General features: G+C 61.2%; 19 protein-coding genes and 1 tRNA gene. 9 read left to right on the forward strand and 11 right to left on the reverse strand.

Going from position 1 to position 18,409, the window contains the following annotated elements:
* The first annotated feature begins 44 nt into the window (after nucleotides 1-44).
* Nucleotides 45-1,196: a peptidyl-alpha-hydroxyglycine alpha-amidating lyase family protein gene (locus AB3X89_RS09730; protein WP_368583027.1), complete on the forward strand. Its 1,152-nt coding sequence runs from the start codon at nucleotides 45-47 to the stop codon at nucleotides 1,194-1,196.
* Nucleotides 1,197-1,262: 66 nt separating this feature from the next.
* Here the strand turns inward: AB3X89_RS09730 and AB3X89_RS09735 are convergent, their stop codons facing one another.
* From AB3X89_RS09735 to AB3X89_RS09770, 8 genes are all read right to left on the reverse strand, one after another.
* Nucleotides 1,263-1,703: a hypothetical protein gene (locus tag AB3X89_RS09735; RefSeq protein WP_368583028.1), complete on the reverse strand. Its 441-nt coding sequence runs from the start codon at nucleotides 1,701-1,703 to the stop codon at nucleotides 1,263-1,265.
* Nucleotides 1,704-2,138: 435 nt separating this feature from the next.
* The gene (locus tag AB3X89_RS09740; RefSeq protein WP_176121057.1) at nucleotides 2,139-2,363 is read right to left on the reverse strand and encodes a hypothetical protein; all 225 of its coding nucleotides are present in this window, start codon (nucleotides 2,361-2,363) and stop codon (nucleotides 2,139-2,141) included.
* Nucleotides 2,364-2,478: 115 nt separating this feature from the next.
* Complete coding sequence (locus AB3X89_RS09745; protein WP_368583033.1) at nucleotides 2,479-2,901, reverse strand: hypothetical protein; 423 nt, start codon at nucleotides 2,899-2,901, stop codon at nucleotides 2,479-2,481.
* A 29-nt stretch (nucleotides 2,902-2,930) separates the two neighbouring features.
* Nucleotides 2,931-4,880 carry a putative bifunctional diguanylate cyclase/phosphodiesterase gene (locus AB3X89_RS09750; protein ID WP_368583034.1) on the reverse strand — a complete coding sequence of 650 codons (1,950 nt, stop codon included), beginning with the start codon at nucleotides 4,878-4,880 and terminating at the stop codon, nucleotides 2,931-2,933.
* A 330-nt stretch (nucleotides 4,881-5,210) separates the two neighbouring features.
* A complete protein-coding gene (locus AB3X89_RS09755) occupies nucleotides 5,211-6,152 on the reverse strand; it encodes an ABC transporter substrate-binding protein (RefSeq protein WP_368583036.1) in 942 nt (313 codons plus the stop codon).
* A 119-nt stretch (nucleotides 6,153-6,271) separates the two neighbouring features.
* Nucleotides 6,272-7,300 carry an ABC transporter permease gene (locus tag AB3X89_RS09760; RefSeq protein ID WP_368583038.1) on the reverse strand — a complete coding sequence of 343 codons (1,029 nt, stop codon included), beginning with the start codon at nucleotides 7,298-7,300 and terminating at the stop codon, nucleotides 6,272-6,274.
* Nucleotides 7,301-7,313: 13 nt separating this feature from the next.
* Entirely contained in the window at nucleotides 7,314-8,831 is a 1,518-nt protein-coding gene (locus AB3X89_RS09765; protein ID WP_368583040.1) for a sugar ABC transporter ATP-binding protein, read from the reverse strand.
* 90 nt (nucleotides 8,832-8,921) lie between these two features.
* Nucleotides 8,922-9,683 carry a GntR family transcriptional regulator gene (locus AB3X89_RS09770; RefSeq protein WP_368583041.1) on the reverse strand — a complete coding sequence of 254 codons (762 nt, stop codon included), beginning with the start codon at nucleotides 9,681-9,683 and terminating at the stop codon, nucleotides 8,922-8,924.
* A 192-nt stretch (nucleotides 9,684-9,875) separates the two neighbouring features.
* Here AB3X89_RS09770 and AB3X89_RS09775 point away from each other — a divergent pair, with 192 nt between their 5' ends.
* From AB3X89_RS09775 to AB3X89_RS09795, 5 genes are all read left to right on the forward strand, one after another.
* Nucleotides 9,876-11,171, forward strand: coding sequence for an L-fuconate dehydratase (locus AB3X89_RS09775; protein WP_368583043.1), 1,296 nt, complete (start codon nucleotides 9,876-9,878; stop codon nucleotides 11,169-11,171).
* Between the two features lie 80 nt (nucleotides 11,172-11,251).
* A complete protein-coding gene (gene gcvA / locus AB3X89_RS09780) occupies nucleotides 11,252-12,163 on the forward strand; it encodes a transcriptional regulator GcvA (RefSeq protein WP_368583044.1) in 912 nt (303 codons plus the stop codon).
* A 104-nt stretch (nucleotides 12,164-12,267) separates the two neighbouring features.
* The gene (locus AB3X89_RS09785) at nucleotides 12,268-12,741 is read left to right on the forward strand and encodes a RidA family protein (RefSeq protein WP_368583046.1); all 474 of its coding nucleotides are present in this window, start codon (nucleotides 12,268-12,270) and stop codon (nucleotides 12,739-12,741) included.
* Nucleotides 12,742-12,768: 27 nt separating this feature from the next.
* Nucleotides 12,769-13,965, forward strand: coding sequence for an aminotransferase class V-fold PLP-dependent enzyme (locus AB3X89_RS09790; RefSeq protein ID WP_368583048.1), 1,197 nt, complete (start codon nucleotides 12,769-12,771; stop codon nucleotides 13,963-13,965).
* A gap of 73 nt (nucleotides 13,966-14,038) precedes the next feature.
* Complete coding sequence (locus AB3X89_RS09795; protein ID WP_368583049.1) at nucleotides 14,039-15,058, forward strand: D-cysteine desulfhydrase family protein; 1,020 nt, start codon at nucleotides 14,039-14,041, stop codon at nucleotides 15,056-15,058.
* A 111-nt stretch (nucleotides 15,059-15,169) separates the two neighbouring features.
* Here AB3X89_RS09795 and AB3X89_RS09800 read toward each other — a convergent pair.
* Nucleotides 15,170-15,254, reverse strand: a tRNA-Leu gene (locus tag AB3X89_RS09800).
* A gap of 195 nt (nucleotides 15,255-15,449) precedes the next feature.
* Between AB3X89_RS09800 and yfcF the strand changes: the two genes are divergently transcribed.
* Entirely contained in the window at nucleotides 15,450-16,082 is a 633-nt protein-coding gene (gene yfcF, locus AB3X89_RS09805; protein WP_368583051.1) for a glutathione transferase, read from the forward strand.
* Between the two features lie 108 nt (nucleotides 16,083-16,190).
* Here yfcF and AB3X89_RS09810 read toward each other — a convergent pair whose 3' ends face one another.
* Nucleotides 16,191-16,349, reverse strand: a complete 159-nt coding sequence (locus AB3X89_RS09810) for a hypothetical protein (RefSeq protein ID WP_368583052.1) — start codon at nucleotides 16,347-16,349, stop codon at nucleotides 16,191-16,193.
* A gap of 325 nt (nucleotides 16,350-16,674) precedes the next feature.
* Between AB3X89_RS09810 and AB3X89_RS09815 the strand changes: the two genes are divergently transcribed.
* Nucleotides 16,675-17,400, forward strand: a complete 726-nt coding sequence (locus tag AB3X89_RS09815) for a cytochrome c oxidase assembly protein (protein ID WP_368583054.1) — start codon at nucleotides 16,675-16,677, stop codon at nucleotides 17,398-17,400.
* Nucleotides 17,397-17,909, forward strand: a complete 513-nt coding sequence (locus AB3X89_RS09820) for a CopD family protein (protein ID WP_368583056.1) — start codon at nucleotides 17,397-17,399, stop codon at nucleotides 17,907-17,909. The genes AB3X89_RS09815 and AB3X89_RS09820 overlap by 4 nt, the downstream gene beginning before the upstream one ends.
* On the opposite strand, the gene AB3X89_RS09825 is transcribed toward AB3X89_RS09820, so the two are convergent.
* Complete coding sequence (locus AB3X89_RS09825) at nucleotides 17,873-18,385, reverse strand: DUF2231 domain-containing protein (protein WP_368583058.1); 513 nt, start codon at nucleotides 18,383-18,385, stop codon at nucleotides 17,873-17,875. The genes AB3X89_RS09820 and AB3X89_RS09825 overlap by 37 nt on opposite strands.
* Between the last annotated feature and the right edge of the window lie 24 nt (nucleotides 18,386-18,409).

Raw genomic sequence — 18,409 nt, forward strand, 5'->3', positions numbered from 1 at the left:
CTTGCCTTTGCACACTTCAAGCGATGGATCAAAGGAGACAAACAATGAGCGAGCGATACGAGTCGTTTTGCGCGTGCTGCGGCAGTCCCGACCACCGGGCGATGAGCCGTCGGACTTTCATGAGCCTGCTTGCGGGCAGCGCCGCCGGACTCGCGATGCCGTCCGCGTTCGCCGCGGACGCACCCGACGTGCCCGCGATTGCTTATGACTCGATTGCCAATCCCGTACGTTTGCCGAACGACACGTATTTCGGCGAATGCTCGGGCGTCGCGCTCAATTCGCATGGTCATATCTTCGTGCTGTCGCGCGGCAACACCACCGGCCCCGCGTATGGCGCGGCCGCCGCGCAATTGCTCGAGTTCGCGCCCGATGGACGCTTCGTGCGCGAGATCGGTCACAACCTGTATGCGTGGTCGTTCGCGCACACGGTGAAGGTAGACCGGCATGACAACATCTGGGTCACCGACAAGGGCTCGGACATGGTGATCAAGTTCACGCCGGAAGGACGGGTCGCGATGGTGTTCGGCCGCAAGCAGGAAGCATCGGACGAAGAGACCGCGCCGCTCAAGCATCCCAACCCGCCGCTGCCGTCCGAACCCGGACGCTTTCGCCAGGTGACCGACGTCGCGTGGGACAAGGCGGGCAACACCTATATCAGCGACGGGTACATCAACTCGCGCGTCGCGAAGGTCGATCGCGACGGCAACTGGCTGAAGTCATGGGGTGATCGCGGCACCGGACCAGGGCAGTTCCATACACCCCATAGCATCGCAGTCGATGCGCACGACCACGTGTACGTGGCCGATCGCAGCAACCGGCGCATCCAGGTGTTCGATACCGAGGGCACGTTCCTGCGCCAGTTCACGATCGACGTGCCGGTGCCGCCGGACGCGCGCCCCGCGATCGGCAACATGCCGAGCGAAGCGGAGCTCGCCGCGGGCACGTTCGCGCCGGGCTCGCCTTGGGCGATCTGTATTTCGCCGGGACCGAATCAGGTGCTCTATAGCGCCGACGCGTTTCCGGGCCGCATCTACAAGATGACGCTCGATGGCAAAGTGCTCGGCGTACTCGGCAAAGCGGGCAAACAGCCGAAACAGTTCGGCTGGATTCACGAGATGGCGTGCCCTTCGGAAAACGTCTTATTCGTTGCCGAGTTGCTGAACTGGCGTGTTCAGAAACTGGTCTTGCATGCGTGATGGACGAGGGCCGGCGCGTCCGCTTTTGATGCGCACGCGGACCGGTCCCGTCGATGTCAAGCCATCTCAGTCGTAATGGCGATGCTTGTGATGGCGCTTGCCCGAATAGTAGCCGCGCGAGTAGTCGTCGGCGTACGAGTTCGAGCGGGAGATGTTGCCGCCGAGCGCCGAACCCGCGCCACCGCCCAGCGCCGCGCCGACGAGGCCGCCAGTGCGGCCGCCCATCGCGTTGCCGGCTGCGGTGCCCGCGCCGCCACCGAGCGCGCCGCCGATGATCGCGCCGGTACGTTCGCGACGATTCGACGTGACCGCGCCGCCCGCACCACCGCCCACCGCGCCACCGATCACCGCGCCGGTGCTGCCGCCCACCGCGCCGCCGACTGCCGCGCCGGCCACGCCACCGAGCGCGCCGCCGAGCATGTTGTTCATATCACCGGCGAGGGCCGGCAACGACGCCGCGGCGCTCAATGCGGCCACGGCAACCATCTGGATGATCTTCTTGGACATATCGGGTCTTTGTTTTAGTGAGACGGCGCCGAGTATAGCGGGGCTTTCGAAAGGCCTTTGTAACTGCGACAGTCCATCGCGGTAAGACGTGTAACAAAATGAATGGGGTATTGTTTTTTGCGGTGACCGCGAAAAACAAGGGCCGCTCGTGGTGAGCGGCCCTCGTCGGCAGGCGTTGTCTTGACGATTTTTCTGTTCGACATGTCCGGATGGTTGTTCAGGTGGAAGAATGCCAGCGCAAAACAACGCCCCGCGGGGCGAGCGCGGAAGTGAAGTGACGGACGATCGTAGCCGGACGGCGATGACAGCCCGATGAAAACATCGGGAGAACAGCGGGAGCTGGGGATTGAGATTGAACCGCTCATAAAAACGAATTGCCGGTGCAGCGCGCAATTCGATCACGCGCATGCAACCGGCAATCCGCCTGAGCGCCGCTCAGGTTTGCGAACTCGTATCGTCCGCGGCTTGAGCGTTGTCGGCGTCGTCCTGCTTCTCCTCTTCTTTCTTTTCCACCAGCTCTTCGAGCTTGCCGGCGCCTTCGAATCCAGCGATAGCGGCGATGCCTTTGGTCAGCAGACCCGCTTGCGGATCGACTTTCTCCGCGGCTTCAACGGCGGCGACCGCACCGGCGATCTTGCCCACTTCGTCCAGAAGTCCCATGTCGCACTCCCACAAAAATAAGTGAAATGGCATCGTCTCACGAACTTCGTGGCGTGTCGTCAAATGTTAAGTCGCTTGACCGTGAAGCTTTCAGAGTGAAATTTAAACGGCCGCCTCACATGCGCGCGGGCGGCTGTGGATTGTTGGCGGGATTTGTGTCGAACCTCGACACACGAACAATGCCGTTCGCGTCGATCAATTTCGACAAGCCGACTTCGAGCGCATCGGCGACATCCTTGTCATACACTTCGTCGCCATTCACATAGAGCGTGAACGACTGCAGGTATTTCGCTTTCTTCTCCGGGTTCTCGATGGTCTGCCGCGTCCATTGATAAAGCGGGTAGTTTTCTGCGCCCATTCTTTCCGCTTCGCTCACGTAGTCGGCGAATGCATCGAACTGGCATTTGAGCGTTGCGTGATGCGTTTGCAAAAGGGCATGAAGTGCGGGATGCGCGGCGCACGAAGGGTCCGCGCGCAGCGAGTTGGCGAGCGCCGCCGACGCAGTGATCCGCAATTGGAATTGCAAGGGAGATGACATCACGACCTCGATCGCATCGGTAACGGTTATCAAAAGTCCGCGGGCGCGGCCTTGTCGGCGACACGCGCATCGAGCACGGCTTCGCACTGCTCGATTTCTTCGCTGCTCATCGGCTTGCCCAGCAGATAACCCTGCGCATGCGTGCAACCGCATACGCGCACGAAGTTGAGCTGTTCCTGGGTTTCGATGCCCTCGGCCGTGGTCGGCATGCCGATCTCGCGCGCGAGCGCGACGATGCCGCGCACCACGGCCGCGGATTCGCGACCATGCACGGCCTCGCGCACGAAAGAGCTGTCGATCTTCAGCTTGTCGAACGAGAAGCGCACCAGCGTCGACATCGTCGAAAAGCCGGTGCCGAAGTCGTCGAGCGCCAGCCCGATACCCAACGCGCGCAACCGGGTGATATTGCGGCGGGTCACTTCGTCGTCGTTCAGCAGTGCCGTTTCCGTGACCTCGAGATTGAGCCGCGTCGGCGGTAGCCGCGTTTTCCGAAGTATTGCCGTCACCGTCGATGCGAACGATTCCTCGCGCAACTGCACCGGCGATACGTTGACCGCAACGATCACCTTGTCGCGCCACGTCGACGCCGCCATGCACGATTGCAGCAGCACCCATTCGCCCAACAGGAGAATCAGGCCGGTGCGCTCGGCGGTTGGAATGAACGCCGACGGCGACAACTCGCCGCGCGTCGGATGAGCCCAGCGAATCAGCGCCTCGCGGCCCGCCACTGCGCCGGTGTGAAGATCGATGATCGGCTGATACTCCATGCGCAAACCATCGAACGACTTCAGCGCGCCTTCGAGGTCGCTGCGCAGCAGGCTCAGGCTTTCGTCGGATACGTGCTTCTCGGCATCGAAAATCGCAAACGCGCTTTTGCCGCTGCGCTTGACGCCATACAGCGCGCGGTCGGCGCAGATCAGCAATTGCGGACCCGTTTTGGCATGCTCCGGGTACAGCGCGATACCGACGCTCGCGCCGATATGCACGAGCGCTTCGCTCAGCACGAACGGCCGCGCCAGCGTTCTGACGATGCGATCGGCCAGCACGCGCACGTCGCGAAGCTGCCCGGTGTCGTCCGAAATCGCCACGAACTCGTCGCCCGCGAGGCGGCCAACCTGGTCGCCGCTTGGCAGCAGGTCGCGCAATCGCGTCGACGTTTCCTGCAGGATCTGGTCGCCGGCGGCATGACCGAGGCTGTCGTTGATCGCCTTGAAGCCATCGAGGTCGATCAGCAGTACCGCAAACGCTCCGCCCTGCCCGGTCGAACTCTCGCCGGTGCGCTCGAGCAGCAACTCGCTGATGCGCGCGCGATTCGGCAAGCCGGTCAGGCTGTCCTGGCGCGCGAGGCGATGGCTGTTTTCGCGCGCGAGCAGCAGCGCGACGGTGTCGCGATTGCTGCGCAGCGCAACCGTGAAAAAACCGGCCGCGCAAAACGGTGCCTGAAACAGCAACACGAGCTTGCCATTGCCCGGCGACATCGCCGCACCGATACTCAGAAAGCTCAGAATAAAAACGATCTGCAATAACGCAAGCCGCGGTGTGCTCGCATTGCGTCCGGCCAATCCGCCAATCACACCGACCGCGCAAACGTTTCCAAGCAGAAAAAGCGTGGGACTCCCGCTGATATTGCACAGAAATGTGCCGAAACCGAATAGCGCGCTCCACAACAGACTCGCAAAGAGAAACGCGGAAGTCGGTGTGGGTAGCCCTTTTGCGGCGCGCGTGCGGCATAGCCAGATCAACAGGAGCCGCGCGATCAGCAATGCGACGACCGCAATGCCCCACGCGGCATACAGCGGTATTGGATAGAGATAATACGCAGTCGCGCAAACGCTGATTTCGCAAATCGATGCGAATATGATCGAAGCGGTTCGCGTAAACAGATTAGCAAGCAGAATCTGCCGGTTGTCCGGACTCAGGTTCTGAGCCGAGGACACGAGCCACTTGAAAAATGGAGACCTTGGTTCGGTAAAAGCCATGACCTGCGCATTCGACGGTTAGTGGGTCCGAATCGGCATGCGAATGGACGGCTCGTGCGGCGATTACATAAACATAAAATATCAGATTAATGCGGGCAATGGCGTGAAATGACTATTAGCCGCGTTTTTAAAGCACTGGACCGCCGCTATTGCGCAGTCGCGCGACCGGTGCGGTCGTTTCGGATAGCACGTTGTTGCGGCGCAGCGCCCTGCTCGGTGCGGCGTCATTCCGATGTTGCGCAAAGACAATAAAAAAGAGGAAGAGCGTGGCTCTTCCTCCGTGATGATTTCCGCGTTCCCGGCTTCCCGAGTCGCGATCGCCGGCCTTGCTTAGTCGTACAGCACGGCCGCGATCTTCGGATCGTTTATGTTGGTCTTGTCGTACCAGTAGAAACCGGTATCGATCTTCTTCGGCAGCTTCTCGCCATGCAGTGCCTTGACCGCCGAGTCGACCGTGCACTTGCCGATACCGACCGGATTCTGCGTAATCGCGCCGGCCATCAAGCCCGACATGATGTTGTCCTTCTGCTCCTTGCCGGAGTCGAAGCCGATCAGCACGAGTTTCTTACCCGACTCCTTGATGCCAATCGCCGCGCCATCCGCGGAACCTTCGTTCGCGCCGAAGATGCCCTTCAGGTTCGGATTCGCCTGGATCATGGCCTTGGCGATTTCCGCCGACTTCAGGTGGTCGCCGGCGCCGTATTGCACGGAGACGATCTTGATGTTCGGGTGCTTCGACTTGATCTGATTGACGAAACCGTCGCGGCGATCGACACCGGTGCGGCTGGTCTGGTCGTGCACGATCACACCGACTTCACCGGAATTGCCGATGAACTCGGCCATCTTGTCCGCGGCGAGCGCGGCGGCGGCGACGTTGTCCGTTGCGCAGGTCGTCAACGGAATATCGCTGTCGACGCCAGAGTCGAATGCGATCACCGGAATCTTGTCGTTCTGGGCGCGCTTGAGCAAGGGGATGGCCGCTTTGCTGTCGAGCGCCGCGATACCGAGCGCCTGCGGTTTCTTCGCTAGCGCGGCCGACAGCATGTCGATCTGCTTGTCGACCATCGCTTCCGTTTCCGGTCCCTCGAACGTGATCCTGACGTTGTTCGCTTTCGCGGACTGCTCGGCACCCAATTTGACGGCTTGCCAGAACTGATGCTGGAAGCCTTTCGAAATAAGCGGAATATACGGCTCATCCGCATACGCGAGACTGCTTCCGCCAACGAGCGCACCGACACCGACCACGATACCGATTAGTCTTCTCTTCAACATGGGGCCTCCTCCAATGGTTGGGCTTTCAAGCCGCTATCGAGCTTTCGAGGGAGCCTTCACGTGCCCTCTCTCTGCTGCTCCTGCGTTCCCTGCTTATTTGCTGCTTCCTTGCTGCTACATCAACTTCCCCGGCTGCGCCGCAGGATGTCCGCGTACACCGCCAGAATGATGATCAACCCCGTCACGACGATCTGCCACTCCTGCGCGACCGACATGATGCGCAGCCCGTTGGTCAGCACGCTCATGATGAAAGCGCCGATGATGGTTCCGAGTATCGTGCCCGAACCGCCGCTCAACGACGTGCCGCCGATCACGACTGCGGCGATCGCATCGAGCTCGTAGCCCTGACCGAGCGCCGGCTGCGCGGAATTGAGCCGCGACGCGATCAACAGACCCGCGATGCCGCAGATCGCGCCGCCCACGCCGTAAATTGCGATCTTCCAGCGATCGACATTGACGCCCGAGAGCCGCACCGCCTCTTCATTGCTGCCGAGTGCGAACGTATAGCGGCCGAGCGCGGTGCGATTGAGCGTAACGGAACTGACGATCGCGAGAAAGAACAGGATCAGTACCGCATTCGGAATCGGCACGCTCGGCAGAAAATAGCCGATCAGCGAGTCCTGGGAAATACGGTAGAAGTTCTCGGTATCGGTGAAATAGATCGGCTTGTCGGCCGACACGACGAGCGAAAGCCCCTTGAGCAGCATCATCATGCCGAGCGTCGCGATGAATGGCGGGATCTTCATTTTCGCGGTCAGCGTGCCCGAGATCGTGCCGCACACCGCGCCCGTCGCCAGTGCCGCGAGTACGCCCATCCACATCGGCAGATGCCAGTACGTGAGAAATACACCGCAAATCACGGCGGTGAACGTCATCAACGTACCGACCGACAGATCGATACCGCCCGTGATGATCACGAACGTGGCCGCGATCGCCAGCACGCCGTTCACGGCAGTCGCCTGCAAAATGCCGAGGATGTTGTCCATCTGCATGAAGGCCGGTGACGCGAAGCTGAAGAACACCAGCAGCAGAATGAGGCTCGCGAACGCGAGCATCTTTTGCACGGCGGTTGGCGCAAAGATTCGCGCTTTCAGCCCGGAAGTGCGCCGTTCGTTGTCCAGCGCCGCGGTATCCGTTTGCATTGTCATGTCATAGACCTCTTCAGGCTTGTGCCGTTTTCAGGGATTCGCGCTGCGTCGCGAGATGCATGATGCGCTCCTGCGTCGCTTCGCTGGCAGACAGTTCGCCGGTAATGCGCCCTTCGCACATCACGACGACGCGGTCGCTCATGCGCAGAACTTCGGGCAGCTCGGAGGAGATCATCACGATCGCCTTGCCTTGCGCCGCCAGCGAGCGCAGCAGCTTGTAGATTTCGCTTTTCGCGCCGACGTCGATGCCGCGCGTCGGTTCGTCGAAGAACAGGACATCGCAATCGCGCTCGAGCCATTTCGCAATCACGATCTTCTGCTGATTGCCGCCCGACAGGAGCCGAACCTGCTGCGTCGCCGAAGGCGTGCGAATCGCAAGCAGCTTGATGAAGTGCTGCGCTCTTTTGCGAATCTGCCCGCTGCGCAGGAACATATTGAGCGACAGGAACTTGCCGAGATCGGACATCACGATGTTCGATTCGACATCCATTCCCGTAGCCAGGCCGAAGCGCTTGCGATCTTCCGACAGGTAGCCGATGCCACGCTTGACCGCATCACTGGGCCTTTTGATCGACGCCTTCACGCCCTTCACAAAGATCTCGCCCGATTCGATCGGGTCGGCGCCGAACACCGCACGCGCGACCTCCGTACGGCCCGCACCCATCAAGCCGGCAAAGCCGAGTATTTCGCCCTTGCGCAATTCGAAACTGACGTCGCGCACGAGCGGACCCGCGACGAGATTCTTCACTTCGAGTGCGACTTCGCCTTTTACCGGCGCGCTCTCGACCGGCGTCATGTCGCCCAACGTGCGTCCGACCATCATGCCGATGATCGTCTGGACGCTGGTGCCCTCGGTCGGCACGGTGGCCACATACTCGCCGTCACGCATCACGGTGACGCGATCGGTGATCTGCTTCAGCTCGTCCATCTTGTGCGAGATATAGACGACGCCGACGCCGCGCTCTCTCAATTGACGGATGATCCGGAACAGCTCGGCGATCTCGGCATCGTTGAGCGCGGAGGTGGGTTCGTCCATGATCAGCACGCGCGAATCGAAAGACAGGGCTTTCGCGATCTCGACCATCTGCTGACTCGCGACGGTCAATGTGCCGACTATCGTGCGCGGATCGAGCTTCACGTGCATGCGGGCCAGGATCTCGCGTGCCTGCGCATTCAGCTTGTCTTCGTCGAGGAACAGACCGAGACCCTTGCGCGGCTCCCGGCCGATAAAGATGTTCTGCGCGATGCTCAGATGATTCATCAGTTGCAGTTCCTGATGAATGATGCCGATGCCGACCGCTTGCGCGTCGCGCGGACCTTGAAAGTCGACGGGTTTGCCGTCGAAGAGAATTTCGCCGGAATCGCGCGTATAGACGCCGGCAAGAATCTTCATCAGCGTAGACTTCCCCGCGCCGTTCTCGCCCATCAGCGCGTGGACCTCGCCGGCCATGAGTTCGAAGCGGACGTCATGAAGTGCTCTTACGCCCGGAAAGCTCTTGCAAAGCTTGTTGACGGAAATGAGTGGGTTCATGTGCTGATCTGTCGACGGCTGCCTATATCACCAACGCTTTTTCGGTGGAGCTTCTTACGACTCGACAACGGCTTTCATTGCAGCTTTCATTCAAGGCGCGAACAGGTCGGGCCTCTCTTTTGCGGACCGGTGCAATTCGGCGACCACCTGGTCGAGATGATCGTGCATCGCTTTGGCCGCCGCATCGCCGTCGCCGGCGCAAAGGGCCTTGAAGATGCTCTCGTGCTCTTCCAGCGTATGCACGAGCCGTTCCGGACTTGCGAGCAATTGCCGCGCGCGATCCAGCGCATTGCGCGACACCGCGACGATTTCCTTCACGCGCGGCAGCTTCACCGCGTCGAGCAGGATTTCATGGAAAGCCAGATCGAGCGCATGAAACGCCAGACGTTCACCACTTCCAGCCAGACTGCGCTGCTGGTCGAGATTGCTGGCCAACGCGTCCAGCGTCGCCCGGTCGTGCATTCGCGCCACGCCGCGCACCGTCTCGACTTCCAGTGCGCTGCGGATGAACAGATGCTGGCGGATGTCGTCGAGCGCAATCGGTTTGACGCGCGTGCCGCGCTGCGGCAATACCTCGACGAGACCCGCATGCGCAAGCCTTGCCAACGCGGACGACACCGGAAAGCGCGACACGCCCATCCTTTCGCACACGGCCATCTTGTCGATCATCATGCCGGGTTCCAACGCCAAGGTAACAATCGCTTCTCGCAACGCCGCCTCGACCGCGTCGGTCAAACTGCCGCGCTCGCCGCCGCCAACTTTTTGCAGTGCGACATAAGGACTGCCGGCGGCATTCTCCAGTTCGGCTGACGAGTTCACGGAGGCCTTGATTTCGAGAGAACATGCTAGCATGCTAGAAAGTGAATGCCGCGTTGTCAACGCGTACAAATGCCTGGGGAATACCTAGGGATGCCTGGTATCTGGGAACCAAGGGCTTACCCGTACACGCGGCAGAAACGCGCGCATGGAGACGTGCGCAGGCAGCCGATCCGTCTGCGTCCGCAGACGGACAAGCCGATAGCCATAGCCCCGGAGGGTGCGCAGATGACGACGATCACAAGGCTGTCCGTTCGGGACATCCGGTTCCCCACCTCACGTTCGCTGGACGGTTCGGACGCGATGAATGCCGCGCCGGACTACTCCGCCACCTACGTCACGCTCGAAACCGACACGCCGAATCTAACCGGCCACGGCCTCACGTTCACGATTGGCCGCGGCAATGAAATCTGCGTGAGTGCCGTGAATGCACTCACGCCGTTGATCGTCGGCAAAAAGCTCGAAGATATCGCCGCGAATATGGGCGCTTTCTGGCGTGCATTTACTTCGGATAGCCAACTGCGCTGGATCGGCCCGGACAAAGGCGCGATTCACCTTGCCACCGCGGCGGTCGTGAACGCGGTGTGGGACTTGTGGGCGAAATCCGTCGGCAAGCCGGTCTGGAAGCTGCTGGTCGACATGACTCCGGAAGAACTCGTGCGCTGCCTCGACTTTCGCTATGTGACCGATGCGATCACACCGCACGAAGCACTTGCGATGCTGCATCGTCATGCGAAAACCAAAGGCGAGCGTGAAAAGGAAATGCTCGCGCATGGCTATCCGGCCTACACCACTTCGGCGGGCTGGCTCGGTTACGACGACGACAAGATTCGCCGGCTCGCGCGCGAAGGCGTCGCGCAGGGATGGACGCATTTCAAGCAGAAGGTCGGCGGCGACCTGGAAGAAGACGTGCGGCGCGCGCGCATTCTGCGCGAAGAGATCGGCGAGAACCTGAAGCTGATGATGGATGCGAACCAGGTATGGGACGTCGATGAAGCGATCGCGAACATGCGTCGTCTCGCCGAGTTCGACCCGTGGTGGATCGAGGAACCCACCAGTCCCGACGACATCCTCGGTCATGCGGCGATTCGCCGGCGGCTCGGCTCGATCGGCGTCGCAACCGGCGAGCATTGCCACAATCGCGTGATGTTCAAGCAACTGCTGCAGGCGCAAGCCATCGACTTCTGCCAGATCGACAGTTGCCGGCTCGGCGGACTCAACGAAGTGATCGTCGTACTGCTGATGGCCGCGAAGTTCGGAGTGCCGGTGTGCCCGCATGCGGGTGGCGTCGGCTTGTGCGAGTACGTGCAGCATATTTCGCTGTTCGACTATATCTGTGTGTCGGCGTCGCTCGAAAATCGCGTGCTCGAATATGTCGATCATCTGCACGAGCATTTCGTGGACCCCGTGGTAATACGCAACGGGCACTACATGCCGCCGCAACGGCCGGGCTATAGCATCGAGATGATTCAAGGGACGTTGGACAAGTACTGGTATCCGGAAGGCGCGGCGTGGCAGGAATGAAGGTCGACGGTAAGGGTTCTAATTGCGTCGCATCAGGCGTATAACGGCAGACTTCGCTCACGCTGTTATCGCCCGATTCGATGCGCACCGCCCGACCCTTGCCGCCTCTGCTTTCGCTGCGCGCCTTCGAAGCCGCCGCGCGCCACCTGAGTTTCAGCCGCGCGGCGCAAGAACTGTTCGTCACGCAAAGCGCGGTGAGCCACCATATCCAGAAGCTCGAAGCCGATCTGGGTATTGCGCTATTCGAGCGCCAAACGCGCGCGATTGAACTCACCGGGACCGGCCGCGCGTACTATGCGAAAGTCCACGCGGCGTTCGAACTGCTGCGGCTCGGCACCAGCGAAGTGCGCGCATTCTCCACCGAACGCAAAACGCTGAACGTGGGCCTGCTGTCTTCATTCGCGAGTCGCTGGCTCGCGTCGCGTCTGCATACGTTCCCGCTCGCGCATCCGGACATCGAACTGCAATTGCGGCCCGACATCGCACTCGCCGATGTGCCGGGCGGCGAAGTCGACGTGGCGATTCGTTATGGACGCGGCGGCTGGCCGGGTGTCGCTTCGCAAAGGCTCATGTCCGAGCGTCTTTCGCCGGTGTGCAGTCCGTCGCTGCTTGCCGGCAGAAAGCGTCCGCGCAAAGCACTGGACCTGCTGCGTTTCCCGCTGCTGATTTCGTATTCGACGCATTCGTTCGAATGGGAAGCATGGTCGCGTCATGCCGGCCTCGCTCTCGGCGACGCGCAACGCGTGCAATTGCATGACTACAACATCGTCGTCGAAGCGGCGCTGGCCGGACAGGGCATCGCAATGGGCCGCCATCGGCTGATCGCGCAGCAGCTCGCGCAAGGCTCGCTGGTGCCGGCATTGCCCGACGCGGTGCTCGACGATCCGCGCATCGGCTGGTGGCTCGTCACGCGCAAAGGCAAGCTCGACGCCGCCGCGACCGCGTTCCGCTCGTGGATCATGCAAACGGCGCAGCAGGACCGGCTCGGCTGAACGCATTAGTTTGGCTCATGCGTCGGGCACGATAATTCGTTGGTCGGGTGCGGCGCGAATCGATAGCATCGAAGCTTTCCCGTCACTAAAACGGTACCCTTCCGATGACCTCCTCGATTAACTCCCGCGCCGCCAGCCTCGGCCTGACGCTCGAATCCGCGGCCGCACCCGCCGCCAATTACGTACCATTCGTGCAAGAAGGCAATCTGCTTTACATTTCCGGTCAGATTTCGCGCAACAACGGACAGCCTGCATATCCCGGGCGTCTCGGCGACAATATCAGCGACGCCGAAGGCGCTCAGGCCGCGCGGCTGTCGGCGCTCGGAGTGGTCGCGCAGATCGTCGCGGCGACAGGCGACCGGCTTGAACGCGTGGCCCGTGTCGTGCGCCTGAACGTGTTCATCGCGAGCACACCGGCATTCACTGCGCAGAGCACGGTTGCCAATGGTGCGTCGGACGTGATGGTGCAAATCTTCGGCGACGCCGGCCGTCACGCACGCAGCGCGGTCGGTGTCGCGTCGCTTCCGGCGGGAGTCGCCGTCGAAGTCGAAGCGGTTGTCGCATTGAAGAATGCCTGAATTCCACTCATACACTCGGAGCCGCCAATGTCCTCTCCGCTGTCGCCCGCAGCCATCGACGCAATACGTGCCCGCACACCCGGTGTCCTCAGTACCACGCATTTCAATCATGCGGGCGCGTCGCTGCCGTCGGCCGCCACGCTCGAAGCGATTCACGCGCATCTGTTGCGGGAAGCGTCGATGGGACCCATGGAAGCAGGCGCGGCTGCCGGCGAACAGACCGAGCGGGCGCGCACGCTCGCCGCGCGACTGCTGAACGCTCAGCCAGCCGAGATCGCACTGACGACCGGCAACTCGTCGGGATGGGGCGCAGCTTTCGCGGCGTTGGGTCCGTGGCGCGAGGGGCAACGCATCCTCGTCGCGCGGCACGAATGGGGCGGCAATCTCGCGACGATGCGTCTTCTGGCGCAGCGCGCGGGCGCATCGATAGAGACGATTCCTTCCGATGCCAGCGGCAGGGTTGATCCTCGCGCACTCGAAGCGATGCTCGACGACCGGGTCCGACTGATTGCACTCACGTGGCTGCCGGCCAATGGCGGACTGATCAATCCGGCTGCCGCGATTGGGCAGGTAGCGCGCCGTCACGGCATTCCGTATTTCATCGATGCGGCGCAGGCCATCGGGCAACTGCCGATCGACGTCGTCGAAGTCGGCTGCGATGTGCTGGCGGGCGTGGGCCGCAAGGCACTGCGCGGACCGCGCGGCACCGGACTGTTATACGTCCGGCGGGATTTTCTGCCCCGCTTGACGCCGGCCTTCGTCGACACTTATTCCGCGCCGCTCGACGCCAATGGCGAACCGGTACTGCGCGACGATGCCGCGCGTCTCGAATCATCGGAAGCGTCGATTGCACTGCATTGCGGATTGGCGAATGCATTGGACGAAGCGCTGGAAATCGGCATCGACAACATCCGCGCGCAGATCGATCGGACCGCGCAGACATTGCGCGAGCGGTTGGCCGCGATGCCGGGCGTGTCCGTACTCGACCAGGGTGTCGAACGATCCGGTCTGGTGTCGTTCAACGTCGCCGGACTCGACGCCATGTCGGTGCGACGCGAATTGGCTGCGCAGGGCATCACGATCGGCTCGAATGGCGTCGCATATACACCGTTCGATATGACGATCAGAGGGCTGACGCAGATCGCGCGCGCATCGGTTAGCTATCTGACCACCGACGCCGAAGTTGATAAATTGCTGGCTGGAATACGGACGTTGACGCATTGAGTACTCCAAGCAAACTTTGCGTCGGTCAAGTGAATAGAAGCGTCTCTTTCAACTCTCTCGCCCGCATACGACCATGAATTCCGCCTCATCGCACCACTTGGATTTATCAAAGTTTCCGCGCTACGCGCTTCTGGAAGGTCCGACGCCAATTCAGCACCTTGCGCGTCTGAGCGCTCGCCTCGGCGGCGCGGACATCTACGTCAAACGAGAAGATCTGACGGGACTGGGTGGCGGCGGCAACAAGTTGCGCAAGCTCGAATTCCTGATTGGCGAAGCGCTCGCGTGTGGCGCGGACACCATCATTACCGTCGGCGCACGTCAATCGAACCATGCGCGCCTGACGGCGGCCGCGGCGGCTCGCGTCGGACTTCAATGCGAGCTGGTGCTGACGAGAGCCGTGCCCCGTTCCGATCACGACTACATGGAGAACGGCAACGTGCTGCTCGATGCGCTATTCGATGCGCGCGTACATGATCTTCCCGGCACGGCCAACGCACTGCAATTCGCCGAGGAACGCGCGAGCGAATTGCGAGCGCAGGGCCGTAACGTGTATGTGTGTCCGTTGGGTGGTTCGAGCCCGGTCGGCTGCCTCGGCTATGCAGACTGCGCCGCTGAAATCGTCGCGCAATCGCACGCGCAAAACGTGGCTTTCGATCGCATCGTGGTGCCGAACGGAAGCGGCGGCATGCATGCGGGACTGGTTGCGGGTTTTGTTGCGCTGGGCCTCGATCCGTCACGTCTTGCCGCATTCACGGTGTATGGGAATGCCGGCCATGCGCGCACGGTTACTTTGGAGAAAGCGAATCAGACGGTTCGACTGATCGATCGAAGCCTTAGCGTGAGTGATGACGCGATCTCGATCGACGAAGCGCAGCTTGGACCCGGCTATGGCATTCCGACCGATAACATGCGCGCTGCGGTTCGGTTGATGGCAGCGACGGAAGGTCTACTGCTTGATCCCGTGTATAGCGGCAAGGCATTTGCGGGTGTCGTCGAAAACGTGAATACGGGCAAGTATTCTGCGGGACAGAAGATTCTATTCGTGATGAGCGGCGGGCTTCCGGGGCTATTTGCCTATCGGAACGAGTTCTGAGCGATGAAAGTGAGCCGCAGAAGAAGCAGAGACAACGCGATGGTCTGGTACGGGCCGCCGTTGTCTGAAGAAAGCGCGAAGCGCTTGAAGATTCGAACCGACGATTCGAAATGGTGCCCAGGGCGGGATTTGAACCCACACGCCTTTCGGCGCTACCCCCTCAAGATAGTGCGTCTACCAATTTCGCCACCTGGGCAGAGGGGCGCCATTGTATCAGCTAAATTATTTTTTTGAAGCCCCTCGCGCGATTTTGTTCGGCGGCTCCGTGTCGGCGTTAGGCTGTCTGCTGGCCTGCGAGATGGCCAATCCGCACTGGTGAAACGCCGCACAGCGCGCAACGGGCGGTTAGTATTCCAATCTCGACATCGTTGACTAACGAAACGGAGCCCGTATGCCACAAGACCGCCTCCAGCTGTACACGGACACCCAATTCGCGAGCCCCTACGCGATGTCCGTCTTCGTGACGCTTCACGAAAAGCGCTTGCCGTATGACCTTTCGACCATCGATCTCGCTAGCAAAGCGAATCTCGCCACCGACTACGCGACCCTTTCCTTGACACGCCGTGTGCCGACGCTGATACACGAAGACTTCGCGCTATCCGAGTCGTCCGCGATCACCGAGTACCTCGACGAGACTTTCCCGGATACTCCGGTCTATCCGCAGGATCGGCGTCTGCGCGCGCGAGCGCGCCAGGTGCAGGCCTGGCTGCGCAGCGATCTGCTGCCGATTCGCGAGGAGCGTTCCACCGAAGTTATTTTCTACGGATCGCGCAGCGGCCCGCTTTCGTCGCGCGCACAGCAAGCGGCTCAAAAACTCTTCGCCGCCGCCGACGCATTGCTTCCAGCCGATTCGCCAAATCTGTTCGGCGAGTGGTGCATAGCCGATATGGACCTCGCATTGATGCTCAATCGCCTCGTGCTGAATGCCGATCCCGTTCCGCAGAAGCTCAAGGACTACGCCATGCAACAATGGCAGCGCGCAAGCGTGCAGCAGTGGGTCCAACTGGAGCGTCCAGCGCTATAACTCGATCGGCGTGGCTGCACGCCACGTCGAAAAAACCGTCAATAGAAGTGGCAAAGATCTGCAACATATCTGAATAGAGAAGCATTAAAGATGCAGTAAAAGCGAATATTACATTCGTGTTTTATCAGACCGTCGCTTCTCCGCCATTGCCCGGTTTCGCGCCCGCTCCCTTTGCTGCCTCACGCGCAGGATGCTGACAACGATCAGCACGATCGCAAGCAATGACAATTCGATGATTGCGGGAATTCGAATGGGATCATGAAACATGGCGGGTCTCCGTCACATGATTTCATCATAGTATGCTGGGCAGACTGCGCGTGAAGTATTGCGCCGCACCATTGCAATCTTATCGCCGCCATTACATTAGCCTTTATCCCGCTGGCAAAAAGAGTGCGAGCGACAAATTGAAAACATTCTGTCACGCAAAAACTTGCACGAATCAGATAGCCGTCCCTAAAAAAGATTATTTGCGCTAGAGTACACAAGCGATCAGTTGGATCGTGAGCCGTCCCGACATTTCAAAGGTGTTATCTGTCACGCTTTTGCTTGCGTGTACTAAAGAAACACCTGGACTCGTTGAAGACATCGCGCCATGCCATATTTTCCTGTCGCCTACTGTGGTCCCGCGGCTGTCCCCGAAAGCCTGTGGTTGCGCTGGAATACGGATCCGCCATTGCTAATCGCGCTCGCGGCGCTCGCATGGGTCGTGGCAAGCGGCCGCTCGGCGAATGCACGGGCGGGATGGGGCGCCGTCGCGCTGATGGCTCTCGTGTTCGTGTCGCCGCTTTGCGCGTTGTCCTCGGCATTGTTCTCCGCGCGCGTCACTCATCACGTCATTCTGATCGCCGCAGTAGCGCCGCTGCTCGCCGTTGCGTTTCCGCTGCCGCGCCTCGCGCATCCGCCGCTCGTGCCGGTGGTCGCAGCGCATGCGGTGATCATCTGGCTGTGGCATGCGCCGGGACCTTATGCGTGGGGACTGTCGAGCGTGCCGGGCTACTGGCTGATGCAGATCAGTTTGCTTGGCAGTGCATGGCTCATCTGGCGCAGCATCTTATCGCCGTTGCTGCCGACCGGCCCCGCGCTGATGGCGCTCGTCGCGACCATCGGCCAGATGGGTTTGCTCGGCGCGCTGATCGTGTTCGCGCCGGTGCCGCTCTATGTCGCACACTTCGCGACCACCGCCGCATGGGGGCTCACGCCACTCGCCGACCAGCAACTCGCAGGACTGTTGATGTGGGTACTGGCGATGATCCCTTATCTCGCGGCAGGACTTTCACTCGTCTGGTCAAGCCTGCGCGTCAGAGAGCCGGCGCTGTGACGACCCTTCTGAAGTTCATTCATCTGGCCGCCATCGCGATCTGGTCGGCCGGGTTGCTCGTGCTGCCGTATCTGTTTCGGCAACGTCGCGGGCTCGCGGCCGGCACCGAGCTCGACCGGCTGCACCGCATCACGCGTCTCGTGTTCGTGGAACTGACCTCGCCCGCCGCTTTCGTCGCGATTGCGAGTGGCACCGCGCTGATTTTTCTGCAAGCTACCTTCGTTGAATGGTTCACCGCGAAGATGGTGTTCGTCGGCATCATGGCGATGCTGCACGTGCTGGCCGGGCTGGTATTGCACGATCTGTATCTGCCCGACGGCCGGTTCGGCCGTGCCTCGGCGATTGCGCTGACCATCGCTTATCTGGTCGTGATCGTCGCGATCATCTGGATCGTGCTGGCCAAGCCCCATATCGACTCGAACCTGCTGGCCCCGCATCTGTTCGAGCCCGGGGGACTTGGCCGCTGGCTGCATCACTCCTTTGGCGAAACGAGAATCCCCACGCCATGATCGAACACGAGCTTGCCCCCGTGCCAGCCGGCGAAGCCCGTCATCACCGAGCTGAGCACCGACAGCACGAGCCCGTGCGGCAGAATTTCATCGGGGTAGTAAAGGCGCACACCCCAGTTCGCGCCCGCGAGCGCGACGAGCGTCATCGCGGCGACCGCATGCGACCAGCTCGCTTCCTTCAGGCGGATGCCGCGCACCAGCAGCAGTTCGGCGGTACCTACCACGCTCGCGGCGACGCCGCTCCAGAACGCGAAGCCGGCGGCCCACAAGCCGGCGCGGATCCAGAACGGGTCGCCGGTCCACCAGTAGATCACGTCGATGCCCAAGGTCGCGACGACGAACGCGATCGGGAAATGCACCATCATCACGTGAATCGGATGACCGACGAGCGCCACCGCCGAGCCCTTGTCGAGCCGCAACAGCTCGAGCATCACTTCGCTTCGCGTCTCGTTTCCAGCATTACGTTTGTTTGCCATGGTGGCGTGCCCTCGCATCGAATG

Source organism: Paraburkholderia sp. BR14320, from assembly GCF_040948665.1.
Lineage (GTDB): Bacteria > Pseudomonadota > Gammaproteobacteria > Burkholderiales > Burkholderiaceae > Paraburkholderia > Paraburkholderia youngii.

Excerpts from the sequence above, each read along its gene's own strand:
- gcvA (WP_368583044.1), top strand. The coding sequence starts at position 11,252 with ATGCGCACCGCCCGACCCTTGCCGCCTCTGCTTTCGCTGCGCGCCTTC.
- AB3X89_RS09750 (WP_368583034.1), bottom strand. The coding sequence starts at position 4,880 with ATGGCTTTTACCGAACCAAGGTCTCCATTTTTCAAGTGGCTCGTGTCC.
- AB3X89_RS09735 (WP_368583028.1), bottom strand. The coding sequence starts at position 1,703 with ATGTCCAAGAAGATCATCCAGATGGTTGCCGTGGCCGCATTGAGCGCC.
- AB3X89_RS09795 (WP_368583049.1), top strand. The coding sequence starts at position 14,039 with ATGAATTCCGCCTCATCGCACCACTTGGATTTATCAAAGTTTCCGCGC.
- AB3X89_RS09740 (WP_176121057.1), bottom strand. The coding sequence starts at position 2,363 with ATGGGACTTCTGGACGAAGTGGGCAAGATCGCCGGTGCGGTCGCCGCC.
- AB3X89_RS09760 (WP_368583038.1), bottom strand. The coding sequence starts at position 7,300 with ATGACAATGCAAACGGATACCGCGGCGCTGGACAACGAACGGCGCACT.
- AB3X89_RS09785 (WP_368583046.1), top strand. The coding sequence starts at position 12,268 with ATGACCTCCTCGATTAACTCCCGCGCCGCCAGCCTCGGCCTGACGCTC.
- AB3X89_RS09810 (WP_368583052.1), bottom strand. The coding sequence starts at position 16,349 with ATGTTTCATGATCCCATTCGAATTCCCGCAATCATCGAATTGTCATTG.
- AB3X89_RS09825 (WP_368583058.1), bottom strand. The coding sequence starts at position 18,385 with ATGGCAAACAAACGTAATGCTGGAAACGAGACGCGAAGCGAAGTGATG.
- AB3X89_RS09730 (WP_368583027.1), top strand. The coding sequence starts at position 45 with ATGAGCGAGCGATACGAGTCGTTTTGCGCGTGCTGCGGCAGTCCCGAC.
- AB3X89_RS09790 (WP_368583048.1), top strand. The coding sequence starts at position 12,769 with ATGTCCTCTCCGCTGTCGCCCGCAGCCATCGACGCAATACGTGCCCGC.
- AB3X89_RS09745 (WP_368583033.1), bottom strand. The coding sequence starts at position 2,901 with ATGTCATCTCCCTTGCAATTCCAATTGCGGATCACTGCGTCGGCGGCG.
- AB3X89_RS09815 (WP_368583054.1), top strand. The coding sequence starts at position 16,675 with ATGCCATATTTTCCTGTCGCCTACTGTGGTCCCGCGGCTGTCCCCGAA.
- AB3X89_RS09770 (WP_368583041.1), bottom strand. The coding sequence starts at position 9,683 with ATGCTAGCATGTTCTCTCGAAATCAAGGCCTCCGTGAACTCGTCAGCC.
- AB3X89_RS09765 (WP_368583040.1), bottom strand. The coding sequence starts at position 8,831 with ATGAACCCACTCATTTCCGTCAACAAGCTTTGCAAGAGCTTTCCGGGC.
- AB3X89_RS09775 (WP_368583043.1), top strand. The coding sequence starts at position 9,876 with ATGACGACGATCACAAGGCTGTCCGTTCGGGACATCCGGTTCCCCACC.
- AB3X89_RS09755 (WP_368583036.1), bottom strand. The coding sequence starts at position 6,152 with ATGTTGAAGAGAAGACTAATCGGTATCGTGGTCGGTGTCGGTGCGCTC.
- yfcF (WP_368583051.1), top strand. The coding sequence starts at position 15,450 with ATGCCACAAGACCGCCTCCAGCTGTACACGGACACCCAATTCGCGAGC.